Raw genomic sequence first — 16,966 nt, forward strand, 5'->3', positions numbered from 1 at the left:
GCAGTATGCAGCCCACCTTCCGTGATTCGCCCCTGGCCCCGGCTAATCCCGTGGCTGGACCGCTTAGAATGCTGCTCGCGCTTTTTCAACCGGACATTCCGCAAAACCTTGGCGCGGCCCTTCGTCTCGGGGCCTGTATGGGGGTGCCGGTGCACGTCATAGAGCCCTGTGGTTTCCCGCTTTCGGACAAGGCTATCCGCCGTGCGGCCATGGATTACGGCGATCCGGCCGATGTCGTGCGTCACGCCGGATGGGGCGATTTTCAGGCCGCGAAGGGCCAGGGTCGAATTGTGCTGTTCTCGACCAAGGCCGCCTCGCCGCTGCACGATTTCGCCTTCCGGCGCGATGACATCCTGCTGTTCGGACGCGAGAGCCTGGGCGTCCCGGACGAGGTGCACGAGGCCGCGGACGAGCGGGTGTTCATTCCCCTCACCCCCGGCCGCCGCTCGCTGAACGTCACCGTCTCGGCCGCAATCGGCCTGTCGGAGGCGTTGCGCCAGACCGGGCAATTTCCTAATCCGACGCCATGAGCAGCCTGCCTCCCGAAATCGAAGCCCGTCGCGACCGCGCCAAGGAATGGTTCGAATCCCTGCAGCTGCGCATCTTCGCCGAACTGGAGCGCCTGGAGGACGAGGCGCCCGCCGATCTCTATCCGGGCGAGCCCGGCCAGTTCGAGCAGCGCCCCTGGACCCGCCAGGCCGGCGTCGGCGGCGGGATCGGCGGCCACCTGAAGGGCCGCCTGTTCGAAAAGGCCGGCGTGCACACCTCCGCGGCGCTCGCCCGCTTCTCGCCTGAGATGGCCGCTCAGATGCCGGGCGCCGACAAGGACCCGACCTATGTCTCGGCCAGCATCAGCCTGATCGTGCACCCGGTCTCGCCGCGCGTGCCGACCGTGCACATGAACACCCGCTTCCTCTCGACGGCGGAAAGCTGGTTCGGCGGCGGCGCGGATCTCACGCCCATGCTCGACGAGCAGCGCAGCCAGGACGCCGACGACGCGCGCCTGTTCCACACCGCCATGAAGGCAGCCTGCGACCCCTACGATCCCGAATGGCACCCGAAGTACAAGGCTTGGTGCGACGAGTACTTCCACCTGCCGCACCGGAACGAGCCGCGCGGCGTCGGCGGCATCTTCTACGACCGCCACAACAGCGGCGACTTCGAGAAGGACTTCGCCTTCACCCGTGCGGTCGGCGAGGCGTTCCTCGACGTCTATCCCAAGATCGTCCGTCATCGGATGAGCGAGCCGTGGGGCGAGGCCGAGCGCCAGGAACAGCTTGTCCGTCGCGGTCGCTACGTCGAATTCAACCTGCTCTACGACCGCGGCACCATGTTCGGCCTCAAGGCAGGCGGCAACATCGACACCATCCTGTCGTCCATGCCCCCTATGGTCAGCTGGCCCTGACCGTCTCTACCTTCGGTGTCATCCCGGTTTCGGCTCAGCCGAAGACCGGGATGACACGTGACAGCTTCGGCGCCGCCTACCCCTCGATGAAGCGCGCCAGCCAGCCGCCGACCCGCACGCGGTCGTCAGGCTGCTCGTAGCTCATCACCGCCTTGTCGGCTTCTTCCTGGGTCAGCCGCGTGCCGCGCCGGGTCTCGATCAGGGCCTTGGCGTAGTCGGGCTCGAACTCGGGATGGAGCTGGATCGAGATCGCCCGCTGTCCGTAGTCGAGCATCCCGAGGGTGCAGAAGTCGTTGCCGGCCAGCACGCTGGCGCCCTCCGGCGCCTCGACCACCTGGTCCTGGTGCGATCCGGGCACGGCGATCGGCTCGGCGCCGTCCATCCAGCCGCGGGTCTCGTGGACGCGATAGCGCTGCAGCCCCAGGCCCCAGCCCTTGGGCGACTTGATCACCTTGCCACCGAACGCCTGGGCCATGACCTGGTGTCCGAAACAGACCCCGATCAGCGGCGCCCGCCCTTTGGCCGCGCGCAGGAAGTCCTCCAGCGGCGCGATCCACGGCAGCGAGTCATAGACGCCCGCCGACGAGCCGGTGACCAGCCAGGCCCCACAGGCCTCGACGCCCTGCGGCAGCTCGCCTGCGGCGACGTCGAACACCGCATAGTCGTAGGCGTCCTCGCCCAGCAACCGGCGGAACATCGAGGGATAGGATCCGTACCGCCCGCGAATCTCCTCGGGCGGCGCGCCGGTCTCAAGGATGCCGAGCTTCAATACGCCATCCCCTGGGCGACGGCCTTCAGCTTCTCGATGGCCGAGAACTTGTCGTCGATGAAGTCGTGGTCGATCCACCAGTCCTCGACCTCGCGGAGCACCTGGCCGACCATCGGCCCCTTGGGCACGCCCGACTTCAGCACGTCCTCGCCGGTCAGCGGGAACGGCGGCGGGGTCCAGCTCTGCGACAGGGCCAGCAGCCCGCGCCACTGATGGGTCGCCGCCGAACGGCTCGAGGCCGCCCAGGCCAGCTTGATGCGGTCGGCGAAGGTCGTCGCCCCGATCTGGTACACCGCTCGCCGGCTCTCGCGCGGGCTCATCCACGAGGTGATCTTCGGGCTGACGCCGCGCGCGGCGACCAGCCGGTCCCGCTGCTCGTTGGAGAGGCGCAGGGCCTCGGCCGCCTTGGCCACGCCGACCTGGTCGGCCGGCGACAGGGTCGCCAGCCGCAGCAGCGGGTCGCACTCGAACAGCTGCTCGGTCTCGACTTCCACCAACTGTTCGAAGACCGAGAGGTCCTCCGGCGCCGGGATCAGCGCGCCCAGCACCCCGGTCCTGGCCATCAGCCTCACCGCCGGTCGCGGGTCGTACGCTTCCAGCAGCTTCAGCAGTTCCTTGGAGACCCGCTCGGCCGCCAGGTTGGCCATCAGCCCGCGCCCGGCCTCGCAGGCCGCCAGCGCCGCCGCGTCGGGCTCGCCCTTGCCGTACCAGGCCAGGAACCGGAAGAACCGCAGGATGCGCAGGGAATCCTCGGCGATGCGCGTGGCCGGGTCTCCCACGAACACCAGCCGCCCAGCCTTGGCGTCGGCGACGCCCGTCCCGGTCGGATCGGTCAGCGTCCCCTCGGCGTCGGCATAGACCGCGTTCATGGTGAAGTCCCGGCGCTGGGCGTCCTCGCTCCAGTCCGTCGTGAAGGCCACCACCGCCCGTCGCCCGTCGGTCTCGACGTCGCGGCGCAAGGTCGTGACCTCGAACGGCTGGCTGTCCAGCACCGCCGTCACCGTGCCGTGGTCTACGCCGGTGGGGACGGCGCGTATCCTGGCCGCCTCCAGCGCGGCGACCACCGCCTCGGGCGTCAAGGTGGTGGCGATGTCGACGTCGCCGATCGGCGCGCCCAGCAGCGCGTTGCGCACGCAGCCGCCGACGAACCGGGCCTCGCCGCCCGCGGCCTCCAGCGCCGCGATCACCGGCGCGGCGGGCTTCATCCAGGGGCGGGGTCCGATGCTCTGCGTCACTTGGGCTGCGCCTTCTTCTCGAAATGTCCGGGGGCGACATGGCCGTCGCTCGTCACCTCGGCTGGAACATAGGTCTCGCCGCGATTGTCGCTATGGAAAACCACGCTGGCCATCAGCGAGACGCCGACCAGCACGCCCGCCGCCGCGATCAGCCAGCCCCACGGGGTGGATCCCATCGGCCGGCCGGTCCGCCGGGCGACCTCCCGCCAGGCGAACCAGAAGGCGAAGGGCGCCGCCGCCAGCAGCGCCCGGGTCAGGAAAATCCTAAGCAACCGCCGCCCCGTAGAGCCGCTCGTAGAGGGCCCGCAGCATCCCCGCCGTCGCGCCCCAGATGAAGCGGTCCTCATGGGTCATGGCGTAGAAGCGCCGCGTCTCCCCGCCCGGTCCCTGGCGCTCGTGCTGCTCGTGATTGGCCGGGTCCATCAGGAACCCGAACGGCGTCTCGAAGATGTCGGCCACCTCGGCCGGATTGGCTTGTAGCGTGAAGCCTTGCTGAATAAAGCCCACGACCGGCGTGACCAGATACCCGGTGCCGGTCCGATAGGGCGAGGACAACCCGGCCACCGAGACAAAGTCCGGCGCCAGCCCCACCTCCTCGTGCGCCTCGCGCAGGGCGGTGGTCCAGGGCGTCTCGCCCGGGTCCGAGCGGCCGCCCGGCAGGGCGATCTGGCCGGTGTGGCGGCGCAGGGTGTCGGCGCGCCTGGTCAGCAGCACCGAATAGCCCGCCGGCCGCTCGATCAGACCGACCAGCACCGCGGCCGGTTTCAGGTCCACCGGCTCGTTCGGAAACGCGTTGGGGCCGAGGTCGAAGTCCGAAGCGACATGGGCGCTCGCCCCGACCTCCAGCGGGTCGAGATGCCCGGCGATCCAGTCGCGCAGATCGGCGGAAGGGGCCCTCGGGCTCACAGGCGGTGGGCTCCGGCCGGCCCGACCGGAAACCAGGCGCCGTCCGAAGCGACGCCCAGGCGCGGCCCCTCCGGCGTCTCCCGCTCGGCGGCCATCTCGACCAGTTCGTAGAACACCGGACGCGCGATCAGCGCCTCCAGCCCGCGGCGAACGTGCAGATAGGGCCGCGGCTCGCCGGTGGCCTCGTCCATCTCGACGCGGATCTCGTTGTCGGGACCGGCCGTCACCTCGTCGCCGACATTGGTCAGGAACTTCAGCCCCTCGCCCTCGCGGTCGACGCGGGTGGCGATGAACGGGGCGTCCTCGACCGTGATCTTCATCTTCTCGACCGGCGTCACCAGGTGAAAGCCGTCCGGGTCCTTGCGCAGCACCGTCGAGAACAGCCGCACCAGCGCCTCGCGCCCGATCGGCGTGCCCTCGTGGAACCAGGTTCCGTCCTTGCGGATCACGATGTCGATCTCGCCGCAGTGCGCGGGATTCCACAGGTGCACCGGCGGCAATCCCCGGCCCGGCGCCTGCTTGGCCGCCGCGATCACGCCGTCGAGTCTTCCGGATGCGTCTCCCATGCCCGGGAAATTAGGGAGCCCCGCGGGCCGCCTCAATGCCGTTTTGCTGAAAGTGTCATCCCGGTTTGCGAAGCAAGACCGGGACCCATGAACACCTGATCAGCCAGAATACGGCTCGGCCGCGCCACAAGCGTCATTGCCCTGCGATAATGGGTCCCGGTCTTCGGCTGCGCCGAAACCGGGATGACACTCTTGGAAGACCCTAAGCCCGCACCGGCCCTTCCAGCTTGTCCGCGCCCAGGGCCAGCACCCGGCGCTGGTCGACCGGTCCCGGCATCACCACGCCCCGGCAGGGCGCGGCCGAGTAGCCGAAACGGCCGAAGTAGGGCTCGTCGCCGACCAGCAGCACAGGAAAGCCCGCAGCCCGAGCCGCGGCGCTGGCCATCTGCACCAGCTCGCCGCCGACGCCGAACTTGCGGCCGGCCGCCTGCACGGCGAGCGGTCCCAGGAAGACCGCAGGCGTATCGCCCACCCGCACCTGCCACATGCGCACCGAGCCGACCAGGCGCCCGCCGTCCCAGGCGCAGAACGACATGTCGGGACGGAACAGCGCGAACTCGCGCACGCGCTCGGACGACTTCACGAAGCGGCCGGGACCGAAGGCGTGGTCCAGCAGCGCCTCGATGGCGACGGCGTCGGCGGGTTGTTCCTGGGTGTACGAAAGGGCCTGTTCGGCGGGAGCGATCATTTGCGGGCACTGTGCGACGGAGGACGACGGGGTCCGCCGCCGGACGTCATGCGCCGGCGGGCGGGGCTCTCAAGCGGCGCGGCGGGCGCGCCCGGTTCGTCGCTGGCGTCGCATCGACGTCATCCAGGCCGTTGATCAGGAGCGCGCGCATAAGGCCATGGGGGCCGCACGTCAATCGCGTTGCGGTGACAGCCCTCGCGCGGCAAGTTGCCCCGCCCTCCCCGGCCGCCGAGAGTTCCGATGCCGTCAGACGATCCGCCCGAGCCGTATCCAAGCGCCGCCGCCCTGCTGCGCAGCCGCGACTTCATGCTGTTCTGGTCCACCCGCGTGGCCTCCACGCTCGGGGTGCAGATCCAGAGCGTGGCCCTCGGCTGGCAGGTCTACGCCGTCGCGCGGCGCACCCATACGGTGGCTGAATCGGCCTTCTATGTCGGCATGATCGGGCTGGTGACCTTCATCCCGGTGCTGCTGCTCGCGCTCTGGGCCGGCGAGGCCGCGGACCGCTATGATCGCAAGCGCATCCTTCAGTTCTGCTACGCCGGCGAAATCGCCTCGGCCCTGGTCCTGCTGGCCGCCTCGGTGCTGAACTTCGCCACCATCCCGCTGCTGCTGGGCGTGGCGGTGATGTTCGGGATCTCGCGCGCCTTCATGGGGCCGGCCGGCACCGCCATGGGGCCGATGCTGGTGCCGCGCAGCCTGCTGCCGCGCGCCATCGCCTGGAACTCGCTGGCCTGGCAGGGCGGCTCCATCGTCGGCCCGGCCCTGGGCGGGGTGCTGGTCTCGCTCTCGCCCGCCGTCGCCTACGGCGCCACGACCGCGCTCTACCTCGTGGCCGTCGCCACCGTCTCGATGATCGCCATGAACACCCAGCCGGAGGTGCAGGAGGGATCGGGCTGGACCCTGATCAAGGAGGGGCTGGCCTATGTCTGGGGCAACAAGATCGTCTTCGGGGCCATCTCGCTCGACCTCTTCGCCGTGCTGCTGGGCGGCGCCACCGCCCTGCTGCCGGTCTATGCGCGCGACATCCTGCATGTCGGCGCCGAGGGCTTCGGCATGCTGCGCGCCGGGCCTGCGATCGGCGCGACGATCATCGCCGTCTGGCTGGCCGCCAACCCCATCCGCCGCCGCGCCGGCCCGATCATGTTCGCGGGCGTGGCGGTCTTCGCGCTCGCCACCGTCGTCTTCGGGGTCTCGCGCCACTTCTGGCTCTCGGTCGTAGCGCTCGCCGTGCTCGGCGGGGCCGACATGCTCAGCGTCTATGTCCGCCAGACCCTGATCCAGATCGTCACCCCCGACCAGATGCGCGGCCGCGTCGCCGCCGTCTCCTCCCTGTTCATCGGCGCCTCGAACGAGCTGGGCGAGTTCCGCACCGGGGTCGCCGCCCGCTTCATGGGCGCGGTGGCCGCCGCGGTCAGCGGCGGGGTGGCCGCGTTGATCGTCACCGGCCTCTGGGCCAAGCTCTTTCCCGCCTTGCGCAAGGCCGACCGGCTCGAATAACAAACACGGTATTCTTTTAGGGAGATAGTTTGATGGGTGCTCTTTCAGGCAAGGTCGTCCTGGTTACGGGCGGCGGCAACGGCATTGGCCGGGACTGCGCGCTGATCGCCGCGCAGGAAGGCGCGAAGGTCGTGGTCAACGACCTCGGCGGCAGCCTCAGCGGCGGCGACGAAGGCTCTGCGGGTCCGGCCGAGGCGGTCGCCCAGGAAATCCGCGCCGCGGGCGGCGAGGCGGTCTCCAACTCCGACAGCGTCACCGACCTCGAGGCCGTCTACGGCATGGTCGAACAGGCCAAGAAGGAATTCGGCGGCCTGCACGCGGTGATCAACCCGGCCGGCATCCTGCGCGACACGATGTTCCACAAGATGTCCGAAGCCGAATGGGACGCGGTCATCGCCGTCCACATGCGCGGTTCGTTCAACGTCGCGCGCGCCACCATCGAGCTGTTCCGCGAGCAGAACGACGGCGCCTACATGTTCTTCACCTCGACCTCGGGCCTCTTGGGCAACATCGGCCAGGCCAACTACGGCGCGGCCAAGATGGGCATCGCCGGCATGTCGCGGATCATCGCCATGGAAGGCGCGCGCAACAACGTGCGCTCCAACTGCCTGGCCCCGATCGCCTGGACCCGCATGACCCAGTCGGTGCCGGTGAAGGACGAGGCCGCCGCCGCCCGCCGCGCGGTGATGGCCCAGAAGATCCGCCCCGACCAGCCGGCCCGCCTGTCGGTGGCCCTGGTCTCCCCGGCCGCGGCCCACATCTCGGGCCAGATCTTCGGCGCCTCGGGCGAGGACATCATCCTCTACAGCCAGCCCCGCGCCATCGACACCCAGACCAGCGAGACCGGCTGGAGCGTCGAGACCATCCTGTCGCAAGCCATGCCCGCCATGGCCGACAAGTTCTACCCGCTGTCGCGCCCGGCGCTCGCCAGCCAGGGGTAAGCCCGCGTCAAGAGGCTGAATCGCCGAACGGCGGCGGGGCGAAACGCTCCGCCGCCGTTTCCGTTTCAGAGCCCAGCCTGCGGTTGCGCATTTCGCGCGTTCGGGGTGAAACTTGGCCATGGGCAGCATTTCCTGGATCGGCTTCAAGAACGTCGGGCGCGCCGAGTGCCTCGACATCCTCGGCATGACGCCGGCCGCCGGCCCGGCCGACCGCGCCCGCTTCTCGCTGGCCGAGCTGCCGACGGGCTGGACGGTCCTGGTTTCGCAGGACTTCGCCTTCGCATCTGAAAAGCGGCTTCAGCGCCTGTCGGCCGGCCGCACGGTCGTGGGTCTCCAGGCCTCCGAGACCGTCATGTGCGCCACCGCCACCCTGTTCGACGACGGCCGCATGGTCTGGCGCGTCGATTACGACTGCGAGGTCGGCCACCCCGAGATCGCCGGCTGTCCGCCAGCCGAATACGAGGCGATCTTCGAGCGGCTGATCGCCGAACAGGAGGCCTCGGACATCACCGACAGCGAGGTCGACATCATTTTCGAGGCGCCGATCGAGCTGGCCCTGGCCGTCACCGGCTTCCGCCACGACGCCGCCGAGTTCGACTGGGGCCAGCCCGACTTCCACCCGCTGGACGCCCCTGCCGGCCCCCGCCCTGGCGGCCTCTTCGCCCGCCTGTTCGGCCGCAAGGGCTAGATCTGCTCACCCGCCCGGTTTCGGCGCAGCCGAAGACCGCGATGACACATCGCTACAGTCGGTGGCGCTTCTCCCACTCCTCGCGGGTCAGTTCCCAATAGAGCGAGCGCCGCGTGGTCCCGTCCGGCCGCACGCTCGCCACCTCGCCCATGCGGCGGAAGCCCGCCCCGTCGATCGCCGCGGCCGAGCGCACGTTGTCCAGCGCCGCGGTCAGGCCGATCAGCCGCACGCCCAGGGTTTCGAACATGAAGGCGATGGAGCGGCCGACGCCCGCCCGGCCCTGGCCGCTGTTCTGGCGGTCGGCCCGCATCGCCCCGGCGATCTCCGCCGACGAGCGGTCGGGCCAGACGCTGAAGCGTGAATAGCCCGCCACCTCGCCCGCTTCGTCGAGCGACACGGTCAGCAGGCATTCGCCTCGCGCCTGGGCCGCAGCGCTGTCGGCCACCCAGCGACCGACATTCTCCGGGGTGATCGGCCGCGGCAGATCGTAGATCGGATCGGAGACGCGCGGGTCGGCCAGCAGCGCCGTCAGCCCCGCAACGTGCTGCGGCCCGGCGACCACGCGGCCCTCCCCGTCGCCGGCCTCGCGCACGGCCTTGCGGATCGCGGCCTCCTCCTCGGACGTGGCCTTCAGCACGGTCTTGGGCGGCGCGCTCATGAGCTGTCCTCCTGAAGCCTGGCCAGGAGCCTATCCCTGCGCGCCGCCGTTTCCAGCCCCTCCGTCAGGCCGTGACCTCGCGCGGTCCGACCGGGCTCGGCCGGTTCTCGGCCCGCCAGCGCTTCTCGTCCTCGGTGCCCGGCAGCGGCGGGCGATAGCCGTGGATCGACCACAGCTCGTACGACGTCTCGTCGATATGACACTCCCACCGCAGGCCCCGGTCGCGGACATAGGGCGCCAGGACCGCGTCGACCATCTCGATGAACTTCGCCCGGATCTCCGGCGTCGGCATGGTCCGGGCGATGTGGTCGACCCAGATGCGCACGAAATCGCCCGTCGGCTCGCCGCCGATGAAGAACGAATCCGCCGCGACCTCCTGGAACACGACGCCCACATAGAACTTCGGCAGGTTGCGGGCGTAGATCGCCGTGATCGCCTCCGAAAGCCCCTGCTTGTCCTCCCGGCTGAACACCCCGACCGGGTGATAGATCTTCCACAGCGGCATGGCCCGCCTCCTTGACTTCAATAATGACGATCATCATCATTGAGTCCGAAAGCGAGTCAAGCCGCCATGAAGATCAGCAAGGAACAGGCCCAGGCCAACCGCGAGGCGATCGTCGAAACCGCCGCCACCCTGTTCCGCGAGCGCGGCTTCGACGGGATCGGCATCGGCGACCTGACCCGCGCCGCCGGTTTCACCCACGGCGGCTTCTACAACCACTTCAAGTCCAAGGACGCCCTGGCGGCCGAGGCGGTCAGCGCGGCCTTCGCCACCATGGCCGGCCACCGCGAACGGGCCCGCGACCTGCCCGAAATGCTGACCCACTACCTGTCGCAGGCCGCCCGCAAGGCGCCGGGCCGAAGCTGCCCCGCCGCGGCCCTCGGCTCTGACGCCGGGCGTGGGGACGAGGATCTCAAGACCGCCTTCGCCGGCGGCGTGGAGGGCATGATCGCCTGGGTCCAGGCCCGCCTGCCCGACACGTCCGACGCCCGCGCCCGCGCGGTCGGCGTCGTCACCCGCATGGTCGGCGCCCTGATGCTCGCTCGCGCCACACCCGACGGCCCCCTGGCCGACGAGCTGCTGGAGACCAACCTCCAGCTGGCGATCAGTGAGCTTTCCGCCAATTAGCTTGCCGTAAACCTCCCGGAGGGTTCAACCACAGGCGTTGTGATAGCCAGAACTCTCTGCAAGGCTGTGCTTGGGAGGGCCATCATGTCAAAGCTGCCGCGCAGAAATGTTCCGCCAGCAAAAGAACCGTGGTGGAAGCAACACGCCGGCGCCGTATCGGCCCTCGGCGCAATTGCCGCGGCCGCGTTGGCCGTGCCCGCCGCAATTGTCGCGATCCAACAGGCCGCCAGCGCTCGCGCAGACGCCGCCGACGCGCGACGCCGCCTCGCGGCGATGGAGGCGATAGCCAAGACTAGCGCCATAGCGGCGAACGCCAACGTCCGCGAAGCGAACGCGGCCGAGCGTTCGTCCCGGTCCCAGGGCACAATCGCCCGCGAGAGCGCGAAGCAGACGAGTTCTATCGGCAACGCAGCCCACGCGACCGTCGAGCTGTCGGCGACCGATCGCGCTCGCCTAGACTTCGAGCGTGGCCGCGCCGAGGACGCGCGTTGGCCTTTGCTGTCGTTGAAGCGCCAAATGAACTGGCGCGGCTTCCAAGCCGGCGGCAAGCCCGAGTTCGACGTCGTCGTGACCAACGGACGCCCGGAAGCCAGCGGCACCTTTTGGATCGTGTCCTCGACGTCCATCCGTCGGAACGGCGATCAAGTCGAGATCAAGCAATGCACCGGGGACGTTGACCGGAACGCCAATTTCATCGGCCCGGAGGATGCACCCCAAACCCTGTCGCGGACCGTCGCCCTGTCTATCGAGGAGGCGGAGGCCATCCGAAGCGGCGCCGCAACCGTCGTCCTCGCTGGGTCGATCTGCGTGACCGATGGCAAGACCTATCGGGGCGCCAGTTTCTGCCGCGAGGTGCGTGGCCAGACTTGGTACGCCTGCCTGCGCTGACTCGCGCACCCTCGAACTGCGCCCCCTAATGATCCCCGCCGCACAGCCGGTGGTCGGCCAGGGCCTCGATCACCCGGCACTCGGCCACCGCGCCGTGGCTGCAGGTCGCGATCATCCGCTCCAGCTCGCCCTTCAGCGCGGTCAGCTTGGCGATCTTCTCCTCCACCGCCGCCAGGTGGCGCCCGGCGATCTCGTCGGCCGGGCCGCAGTCCCCGTCGGGGCGGTCGCTCAGCTCCAGCAGCGCGCGCACGTCCTCCATCTCGAAGCCCAGCTCGCGAGCGTGGCGGATGAAGGACAGCCGGCGCACATGCGCGGGCTCGTAGAGCCGCCGGTCGCCCTCGCTGCGCGGCGGCTTGGGCATCAGTCCGGCGCCCTCGTAGAAGCGGATGGTGGTCACCTTCACGCCGGCCTGGCGCGACAGTTCGCCGATCGAGAGGTCCCCGCGCATTGGCGCTTGCTCCTACAGTGACTATAGGAGTCAGTATCTAGGCATGACCTACCAGATCGTCCACCGAAAGGCGCCGCCGCCCGCTGTCGAAGACGGCGCGGCCTGCGCCAGCGCCGGCTGCGGCTGCGAAGCCACGGCCCGCGCCGTCGAGACCGGCTCGCCCGCCTTCCGCCGCGCCGTCTGGATCGTGCTCGGCCTCAACGCGGGCATGTTTGCGCTCGAAGCGATCCAGGGCCAGCTCGCCGGCTCCATGGCGCTCCAGGCCGACGCCCTCGACTTCGCCGGCGACACCGCCACCTACGGCCTGTCGCTGTTCGCCATCACCCAGAGCCTGGCCTTCCGGTCCAAGGCCGCCCTGGTCAAGGGCGTCAGCCTCGGGCTGATGGGCGTCTACGTCCTGGCCGCCGCCCTCTGGCGCACCTTCGTGGCCGGAACGCCCGACGCGGTGACCATGGGCTGGGTCGGCGTGCTCGCCCTCAGCGCCAATGTGATCTCAGCGCTGTTGCTGCTGCGCTTCCGCGACGGCGACGCCAATGTCCGCTCGGTCTGGCTCTGCTCGCGCAACGACGCCATCGGCAACGTCGCGGTGCTCTGCGCAGCCGGGATCGTCGCGGCCACCGCCACGAAGTGGGCCGACCTGGCGGTCGCCGCCATCATGGCCAGCCTCTTCCTCTCGACCGCCTGGCAGATCACCCGCCAGGCCCGCGACGAACTCAGAGCCCAGGCGGCTTAGAATCCCCTCTCCCCCGCGGGGGAGAGGGTTAGGGTGAGGGGCCACGATCTATCCGCCTGACAGCCCGTCCAACGTTTCAACCAGCCGGGATTCGGCAATCCCCAACCGTTCCAGGCTTTCCAGCAGAACCAACGCGAACGCCTTATCCGGAATTCTGTCCGACCGGTCGGCGAGATAGGCGCGCAGGTAGCTCTGAATGCGATGGTTCGCCTCGTTAGCGAGGCGCATCCGCAGCGGGTCAGCAAACTCGTCCGCCCCGGCGGCGTACGCCGCGCGCCCGTGCATCGTCAGCTCGTAGGAGAGCTCGGCCAACAGCCGCAACTTCCGCTGCTCGGACGCCTCCTGGAACAGTGCGGCGAAGCCGTCGGACAAGCCCCTACCCCTCCGCCAGCGCCGCCAGCGGCTCGCCGGTCAGGCGGCGCACGATCCAGTCGGTCTGCGCGCTGGCCCCCAGCGAATCGTAGAACGCGATCGACGGCGCGTTCCAGTCCAGCACCGCCCATTCCAGCCGCCCCAAACCCTCGTCGCGGCACCGCTCGGCCAGCCTGCGCAGCAGCGCCTTGCCGGCCCCCAGGCCGCGCGCCTGCGGAACCACGAACAGGTCCTCCAGATAGATCCCGTGCCGGCCGCGGAAGGTCGAGTAGTTGTAGAACCACAGGGCGAAACCCACCGGCGCCCCGTCCGCCTCGGCGATGTCGCAGAACGCGCGCGGCGCGGCTCCGAACAGCGCCGCCTCCACGTCGGCCTGGCTCGCCTCGACCTCGTGCAGCAGCTTCTCGTACTCGGCCAGCGCGCGGATGAAGCCGTAGATCAGCTCGGCGTCGGCGGGCGTCGCCGGCCGCACTTGCACCTTGGCCGCCACGGCGGTCTTCTCCTGGCTCATGGCCGTCTCCCCGGAATTCCTCGACTACGCGCTCGAACAGCTCAGCCCGCTGGGCGGGATCAGCCATCGCCGGATGTTCGGCGGGATCGGCCTCTACCGGCACGAGCTCTTCTTCGCCCTCATCGCCGAGGACGCCCTCTACTTCAAGGTCGACGAGGTCTCGCGCCCCGATTTCGAGGCCGCCGGCTGCGAGCCCTTCAAGCCCTTCGGCGGCGACAAGCCGATGAGCTACTGGTCCGTGCCCCTGGAAGCTCTCGAAGACCCCGACGAAATGGCCGTCTGGACCGCCCGCGCCCTCGATGCGGCGATGCGCGCCAAGGCGGCGAAGAAGAAATCATAAGCTCCCGGCTTCGGCGCCGCCGAACACCGGGATGACACCCCAGAAGGGTCCTAAGCCGAAACCCCGGTGATCTCCTCCGACAGCGCCCACAGCCGGTCGGCCGCCTCGGGATCGATCGCGTAGGGCATGACGCCCTTCATCGGGTTGTCCGCGCTCCAGGGAACCGCCTCGGCGCAGTCCTCCAGATACAGCCCGCCGATTCCCTCCAGCTCCTCGCCGACCGCGGCCCACACGCTGGTCGAGGCGCCCTGTTCGGGCGTCTTGAAGCCCTCGCGGACATTGCCCTCGGCGTCCATCCAGCCCATCGCCACCATCTCCTCTTTGGGCAGATAGCGCTGCAGCGGGGTCATGATGCCGCCGGGCATGACGGCGTTGGCGGTGACGCCGTGCTCTTCGAAGCGGGCGTTGTAGCCGACCGCGAACAGCGAATTGGCCGTCTTCGACTGGCCGTAGGCCTCCCACTTGTCATAGGGGCGCGAGAGATAGTTCGGGTCGTCCCAGTTGATGTCGCTGCGCCGGTGTCCGATCGACGACAGCGCCACCACCCGGGCGGTGCGGTCGTCCTCGGCGGCGTTCAGCAGCGCCCGGGTCAGGCCCACGGTCAGAACGTAGTGGCCGAAGTGGTTGGTGCCGATCTGCAGTTCCAGATCCTCGGCCGTCCGCAGCAGCGGCGTCGCCATCACCCCGGCGTTGTTGATCAGGATGTCCAGCGGCTGATCGCCCCAGGCGTCGACGAACGACCCCACCGAGGCCAGGCTCGCAAGGTCCAGGGTGCCGGCGACGACCCGATCGGCGCCGATCGCCTCGTTCATCGCCACCGCCGCCTTCTCGCCGGCCACCCGGTCGCGCACGGCCAGCATGACGTCCGCCCCCGCCGCGGCCAGCGCCTTGGCGGTCTCGTAGCCGATGCCGCTGGCCCCGCCGGTGACGACGACGTTGCGGCCCGAGAGGTCATGGTCGCCGGCCACCACGCGGGCCGGGGTGAAGGCGCCGAAGCGGGAGCGGATCATGGGTCAGGACACCTTGCTGAAGTCGGGCGCCCGCTTCTCGGCGAAGGCGGCGAACGCCTCCTTGGCCTCGGGGCTCTTGAGCTGGGCGGCGAAGTGCGCGCCCTCCTCGTCCATGCGCTGGGCCAGGCGCGTCTCCTCGCGCATCAGCGCCTTGGTGATCGCCACCGCGGCCGGCGGGCGGGCGGCGACGGCCTCTGCGGCGGCGCGGGCCCTGGCGCGCAGCTGGTCCAGCGGGACGATCTCGTTGGCGACGCCCCAGTCCACCGCCTTCTTCGCGTCGACGGCCTCGCCCAGCACGAACATCGCGAACGCCCGCGCATGGCCGATCCGGCTCGGCAGCGTGATGCTGGACGCGGCTTCGGGCACCAGGGCCAGATTCACGAACGGCGTGGTCAGCAGCGCGTTCTCGGCCACATAGACCAGGTCGCAGTGCATCAGCATGGTGGTGCCTACGCCCACGGCGCGGCCGTTCACCGCCGCCACCAGAGGCGTCTTGGCCCGCGCCAGCGCCGCCAGCAGCGGATTGCCGCCGCGCCGCGCTTCGTTGGCGCTGGAGTCGCCGGCGTTCACCGCCGCGAAGTCGCTGATGTCGTTGCCGGCGGTGAACATATCGCCATTGGCCTGGATCAGCACGCAGCGCACGTCCTTGTCGAACTCGGCCTGGTCGATGGCGTCGCCCAGCGCCTGGTACATGGCGCGCGTCAGGGCGTTCTTCTTCTCCGGACGGTTCATGGTCAGGGTCAGCACCCCGCCGGACTTCTCGATCAGGATATGGTCGGACATCGGAAATGCGCTCCTGCGGAAATGCGTCTTGAACTTACGCCGTATGCTAACGCGGCCGGGGTTGGAGGGGCCAACCTTTTCCGCACCTGCAATCCTGTGTCATCCCGGTTTCGGCGCAGCCGGATGGGTCAGGATGCGGCTCGGCGCAGTCCTATCGGTCAACCCGGCGTCCCGGGCAGTCGCTGACGCGACTTCCGGGTCACACCCTAGGGGCAAGCTCAGGCCGCCCGGTACCAGACCACCCCGGCTTCGTCGGCCTCGCGCACCGCCTCGCCGCGGGTCAGCAGGCAGTTGAGGTGCGCCAGGCTCTCGCCCGTGGCCATGCCCAGCACATGGTGGTCGATCTTGCGGCGGAACAGCACCGGGAACACGTCCACCGCCCGCTTCGGCTCGGCGATCAGCTCGCGCAGCCGCGCCAGCCCCCGCTCGTGCCCGCCGATCAGGTGGTCGATGCGCGCGTGCAGGCCGTTGAACGGCTCGTTGTGCGCCGGCAGCACCAGCACGTCGTCGCTCACCCGCGCCTTGATCGCCGCCAGACTGGTCAGCCATTCGGTCAGCGGGTCGCCGTCCGGCTCCGTCGGGAACACCGAGACGTTCGACGAAATCTTCGGCAGCACCTGGTCGCCGCTGATGAACAGCTTCAGGTCTTTCTGCCACAGGCAGACGTGCTCCGGGCTATGGCCCGACCCGACCACCACCTCCCACGGGCGCCCGCCGATCTCGACCAGGTCGCGGTCGCTGAGCCGGCGGAACGAATCGGGCAGGGCGTGCAGCGCCTTGCCGAAGCCGCCGAAGCGGGCGCGGTAGTCCTCCAGCGCCTCCTCCTCCCAGCCGGCGGCGCGATAGAATTTCAGCGCGTCCTCGGGCGCCTCGCGGCCGGTGTCGGCGGCAAGGCTCCGGCACATCAGGAACTCCAGCCGGCTGATCCACAGCCGGCACTGGAACTTGCGGGTCAGCCAGCCGGCCATGCCGATGTGGTCGGGATGCATGTGGGTCACGAACACCCGCGTCACCGGCTTCTCGCCCAGCGCTCCGGCGAAGGCCGCGCGCCAGGCCTGGCGCGTGGTCGAGCCGCCCATGCCCGTGTCGACGATGGCCCAGCCGCCGTCCTCCTCGATCGCCCAGACGTTGATGAAGGCCAGCGAGCCGCCCAGCGGCATGCGCAGCCACTTCACCCCCGGCGCGACGTCCACGGCCTGGCCGTCCTGCGGCCCCTCGGCGAAGGGATAGTGCAGGCGCGCCCGCGGCGCCTCGTCCTGAGCATCCTGGAAACCGTCACGCAAAGCACCGCCCTCTCGTCCATACCGGCCCATCTTCGGCCTCGCCGACGAACCGCGCAAATGCAACCTGCACCGTAGTTCAGCCCTCATTCACGACGAACTTGACCCACTGGCCGCTG

Annotated in this window: 23 protein-coding genes; 9 read left to right on the forward strand and 14 right to left on the reverse strand. The window is 69.7% G+C overall.

Translation table 11 applies throughout. The annotated features are described in order from the left end of the window. The first annotated feature begins 68 nt into the window (after nt 1-68). Nucleotides 69-530 carry a tRNA (cytidine(34)-2'-O)-methyltransferase gene (locus ACE3T2_RS11840; protein WP_374657536.1) on the forward strand — a complete coding sequence of 154 codons (462 nt, stop codon included), beginning with the start codon at nt 69-71 and terminating at the stop codon, nt 528-530. Further along, nucleotides 527-1,405 carry an oxygen-dependent coproporphyrinogen oxidase gene (gene hemF, locus ACE3T2_RS11845; protein ID WP_374657538.1) on the forward strand — a complete coding sequence of 293 codons (879 nt, stop codon included), beginning with the start codon at nt 527-529 and terminating at the stop codon, nt 1,403-1,405. Before ACE3T2_RS11840 ends, hemF begins: the two co-directional genes overlap by 4 nt. Before the next feature lie 76 nt (nt 1,406-1,481). On the opposite strand, the gene ACE3T2_RS11850 is transcribed toward hemF, so the two are convergent. The 6 genes from ACE3T2_RS11850 to ACE3T2_RS11875 all read right to left on the reverse strand — a co-directional run bounded on the left by ACE3T2_RS11850 (nt 1,482) and on the right by ACE3T2_RS11875 (nt 5,569). After that, nucleotides 1,482-2,174, reverse strand: coding sequence for a type 1 glutamine amidotransferase (locus ACE3T2_RS11850; protein ID WP_374657540.1), 693 nt, complete (start codon nt 2,172-2,174; stop codon nt 1,482-1,484). Further along, nucleotides 2,171-3,379 carry a CCA tRNA nucleotidyltransferase gene (locus ACE3T2_RS11855; protein ID WP_374657652.1) on the reverse strand — a complete coding sequence of 403 codons (1,209 nt, stop codon included), beginning with the start codon at nt 3,377-3,379 and terminating at the stop codon, nt 2,171-2,173. The genes ACE3T2_RS11850 and ACE3T2_RS11855 overlap by 4 nt, the downstream gene beginning before the upstream one ends. A gap of 26 nt (nt 3,380-3,405) precedes the next feature. Beyond that, nucleotides 3,406-3,681: a hypothetical protein gene (locus ACE3T2_RS11860; protein ID WP_374657542.1), complete on the reverse strand. Its 276-nt coding sequence runs from the start codon at nt 3,679-3,681 to the stop codon at nt 3,406-3,408. Beyond that, on the reverse strand, nt 3,674-4,315 hold the full coding sequence (locus ACE3T2_RS11865) for a CoA pyrophosphatase (protein ID WP_374657544.1): 642 nt from the start codon (nt 4,313-4,315) through the stop codon (nt 3,674-3,676). Before ACE3T2_RS11865 ends, ACE3T2_RS11860 begins: the two co-directional genes overlap by 8 nt. Continuing rightward, nucleotides 4,312-4,881: a DUF1285 domain-containing protein gene (locus tag ACE3T2_RS11870; RefSeq protein ID WP_374657546.1), complete on the reverse strand. Its 570-nt coding sequence runs from the start codon at nt 4,879-4,881 to the stop codon at nt 4,312-4,314. The genes ACE3T2_RS11865 and ACE3T2_RS11870 overlap by 4 nt, the downstream gene beginning before the upstream one ends. A 202-nt stretch (nt 4,882-5,083) precedes the next feature. Further along, nucleotides 5,084-5,569: a GNAT family N-acetyltransferase gene (locus tag ACE3T2_RS11875; RefSeq protein ID WP_374657548.1), complete on the reverse strand. Its 486-nt coding sequence runs from the start codon at nt 5,567-5,569 to the stop codon at nt 5,084-5,086. Nucleotides 5,570-5,809: 240 nt separating this feature from the next. Between ACE3T2_RS11875 and ACE3T2_RS11880 the strand changes: the two genes are divergently transcribed. The 3 genes from ACE3T2_RS11880 (at nt 5,810) to ACE3T2_RS11890 (ending at nt 8,695) form a co-directional block, all read left to right on the forward strand. After that, nucleotides 5,810-7,066, forward strand: a complete 1,257-nt coding sequence (locus ACE3T2_RS11880; protein ID WP_374657550.1) for an MFS transporter — start codon at nt 5,810-5,812, stop codon at nt 7,064-7,066. A gap of 32 nt (nt 7,067-7,098) precedes the next feature. After that, nucleotides 7,099-8,007, forward strand: a complete 909-nt coding sequence (locus ACE3T2_RS11885) for an SDR family NAD(P)-dependent oxidoreductase (protein WP_374657552.1) — start codon at nt 7,099-7,101, stop codon at nt 8,005-8,007. Between the two features lie 118 nt (nt 8,008-8,125). Next, nucleotides 8,126-8,695, forward strand: a complete 570-nt coding sequence (locus ACE3T2_RS11890; protein WP_374657554.1) for a hypothetical protein — start codon at nt 8,126-8,128, stop codon at nt 8,693-8,695. Nucleotides 8,696-8,747: 52 nt separating this feature from the next. Here the strand turns inward: ACE3T2_RS11890 and ACE3T2_RS11895 are convergent, their stop codons facing one another. After that, complete coding sequence (locus tag ACE3T2_RS11895) at nt 8,748-9,353, reverse strand: GNAT family N-acetyltransferase (protein WP_374657556.1); 606 nt, start codon at nt 9,351-9,353, stop codon at nt 8,748-8,750. Between the two features lie 64 nt (nt 9,354-9,417). Beyond that, the gene (locus ACE3T2_RS11900) at nt 9,418-9,858 is read right to left on the reverse strand and encodes a tautomerase family protein (protein ID WP_374657558.1); all 441 of its coding nucleotides are present in this window, start codon (nt 9,856-9,858) and stop codon (nt 9,418-9,420) included. Nucleotides 9,859-9,924: 66 nt separating this feature from the next. Between ACE3T2_RS11900 and ACE3T2_RS11905 the strand changes: the two genes are divergently transcribed. Further along, nucleotides 9,925-10,482: a TetR/AcrR family transcriptional regulator gene (locus ACE3T2_RS11905; protein ID WP_374657560.1), complete on the forward strand. Its 558-nt coding sequence runs from the start codon at nt 9,925-9,927 to the stop codon at nt 10,480-10,482. Nucleotides 10,483-10,566: 84 nt separating this feature from the next. Continuing rightward, on the forward strand, nt 10,567-11,370 hold the full coding sequence (locus ACE3T2_RS11910) for a hypothetical protein (protein ID WP_374657562.1): 804 nt from the start codon (nt 10,567-10,569) through the stop codon (nt 11,368-11,370). Between the two features lie 25 nt (nt 11,371-11,395). Here ACE3T2_RS11910 and ACE3T2_RS11915 read toward each other — a convergent pair whose 3' ends face one another. Further along, complete coding sequence (locus ACE3T2_RS11915; RefSeq protein ID WP_374657564.1) at nt 11,396-11,818, reverse strand: helix-turn-helix domain-containing protein; 423 nt, start codon at nt 11,816-11,818, stop codon at nt 11,396-11,398. 43 nt (nt 11,819-11,861) lie between these two features. Here ACE3T2_RS11915 and ACE3T2_RS11920 point away from each other — a divergent pair, with 43 nt between their 5' ends. Then, nucleotides 11,862-12,551, forward strand: coding sequence for a cation transporter (locus ACE3T2_RS11920; RefSeq protein WP_374657566.1), 690 nt, complete (start codon nt 11,862-11,864; stop codon nt 12,549-12,551). Nucleotides 12,552-12,599: 48 nt separating this feature from the next. On the opposite strand, the gene ACE3T2_RS11925 is transcribed toward ACE3T2_RS11920, so the two are convergent. Beyond that, nucleotides 12,600-12,923: a hypothetical protein gene (locus ACE3T2_RS11925; RefSeq protein ID WP_374657568.1), complete on the reverse strand. Its 324-nt coding sequence runs from the start codon at nt 12,921-12,923 to the stop codon at nt 12,600-12,602. A gap of 4 nt (nt 12,924-12,927) precedes the next feature. Further along, a complete protein-coding gene (locus ACE3T2_RS11930) occupies nt 12,928-13,434 on the reverse strand; it encodes an N-acetyltransferase family protein (RefSeq protein WP_374657570.1) in 507 nt (168 codons plus the stop codon). On the opposite strand from ACE3T2_RS11930, the gene ACE3T2_RS11935 reads away from it, so the two are divergent. Next, a complete protein-coding gene (locus ACE3T2_RS11935; RefSeq protein WP_374657572.1) occupies nt 13,433-13,774 on the forward strand; it encodes a TfoX/Sxy family protein in 342 nt (113 codons plus the stop codon). The two genes, ACE3T2_RS11930 and ACE3T2_RS11935, sit on opposite strands and share 2 nt — an antisense overlap. A 50-nt stretch (nt 13,775-13,824) precedes the next feature. Here ACE3T2_RS11935 and ACE3T2_RS11940 read toward each other — a convergent pair whose 3' ends face one another. The 3 genes from ACE3T2_RS11940 to ACE3T2_RS11950 form a co-directional block, all read right to left on the reverse strand. Next, entirely contained in the window at nt 13,825-14,784 is a 960-nt protein-coding gene (locus ACE3T2_RS11940) for an oxidoreductase (protein WP_374657574.1), read from the reverse strand. A 3-nt stretch (nt 14,785-14,787) separates the two neighbouring features. Next, complete coding sequence (locus ACE3T2_RS11945) at nt 14,788-15,567, reverse strand: enoyl-CoA hydratase-related protein (RefSeq protein WP_374657576.1); 780 nt, start codon at nt 15,565-15,567, stop codon at nt 14,788-14,790. 218 nt (nt 15,568-15,785) lie between these two features. Beyond that, a complete protein-coding gene (locus ACE3T2_RS11950) occupies nt 15,786-16,850 on the reverse strand; it encodes an MBL fold metallo-hydrolase (protein ID WP_374657578.1) in 1,065 nt (354 codons plus the stop codon). Nucleotides 16,851-16,966 lie beyond the last annotated feature (116 nt).

The sequence above is a fragment of the Phenylobacterium sp. genome (assembly GCF_041919955.1).
Classification (GTDB): Bacteria; Pseudomonadota; Alphaproteobacteria; order Caulobacterales; family Caulobacteraceae; genus Phenylobacterium.

Coding starts and splice junctions, on each gene's coding strand:
- ACE3T2_RS11935 (WP_374657572.1), top strand. CDS start 13,433: ATGGCCGTCTCCCCGGAATTCCTCGACTACGCGCTCGAACAGCTCAGC.
- ACE3T2_RS11855 (WP_374657652.1), bottom strand. CDS start 3,379: ATGAAGCCCGCCGCGCCGGTGATCGCGGCGCTGGAGGCCGCGGGCGGC.
- ACE3T2_RS11885 (WP_374657552.1), top strand. CDS start 7,099: ATGGGTGCTCTTTCAGGCAAGGTCGTCCTGGTTACGGGCGGCGGCAAC.
- ACE3T2_RS11895 (WP_374657556.1), bottom strand. CDS start 9,353: ATGAGCGCGCCGCCCAAGACCGTGCTGAAGGCCACGTCCGAGGAGGAG.
- ACE3T2_RS11840 (WP_374657536.1), top strand. CDS start 69: ATGCTGCTCGCGCTTTTTCAACCGGACATTCCGCAAAACCTTGGCGCG.
- ACE3T2_RS11905 (WP_374657560.1), top strand. CDS start 9,925: ATGAAGATCAGCAAGGAACAGGCCCAGGCCAACCGCGAGGCGATCGTC.
- ACE3T2_RS11875 (WP_374657548.1), bottom strand. CDS start 5,569: ATGATCGCTCCCGCCGAACAGGCCCTTTCGTACACCCAGGAACAACCC.
- ACE3T2_RS11900 (WP_374657558.1), bottom strand. CDS start 9,858: ATGCCGCTGTGGAAGATCTATCACCCGGTCGGGGTGTTCAGCCGGGAG.
- ACE3T2_RS11915 (WP_374657564.1), bottom strand. CDS start 11,818: ATGCGCGGGGACCTCTCGATCGGCGAACTGTCGCGCCAGGCCGGCGTG.
- ACE3T2_RS11945 (WP_374657576.1), bottom strand. CDS start 15,567: ATGTCCGACCATATCCTGATCGAGAAGTCCGGCGGGGTGCTGACCCTG.
- ACE3T2_RS11940 (WP_374657574.1), bottom strand. CDS start 14,784: ATGATCCGCTCCCGCTTCGGCGCCTTCACCCCGGCCCGCGTGGTGGCC.
- ACE3T2_RS11870 (WP_374657546.1), bottom strand. CDS start 4,881: ATGGGAGACGCATCCGGAAGACTCGACGGCGTGATCGCGGCGGCCAAG.
- hemF (WP_374657538.1), top strand. CDS start 527: ATGAGCAGCCTGCCTCCCGAAATCGAAGCCCGTCGCGACCGCGCCAAG.
- ACE3T2_RS11890 (WP_374657554.1), top strand. CDS start 8,126: ATGGGCAGCATTTCCTGGATCGGCTTCAAGAACGTCGGGCGCGCCGAG.
- ACE3T2_RS11880 (WP_374657550.1), top strand. CDS start 5,810: ATGCCGTCAGACGATCCGCCCGAGCCGTATCCAAGCGCCGCCGCCCTG.
- ACE3T2_RS11910 (WP_374657562.1), top strand. CDS start 10,567: ATGTCAAAGCTGCCGCGCAGAAATGTTCCGCCAGCAAAAGAACCGTGG.
- ACE3T2_RS11920 (WP_374657566.1), top strand. CDS start 11,862: ATGACCTACCAGATCGTCCACCGAAAGGCGCCGCCGCCCGCTGTCGAA.
- ACE3T2_RS11930 (WP_374657570.1), bottom strand. CDS start 13,434: ATGAGCCAGGAGAAGACCGCCGTGGCGGCCAAGGTGCAAGTGCGGCCG.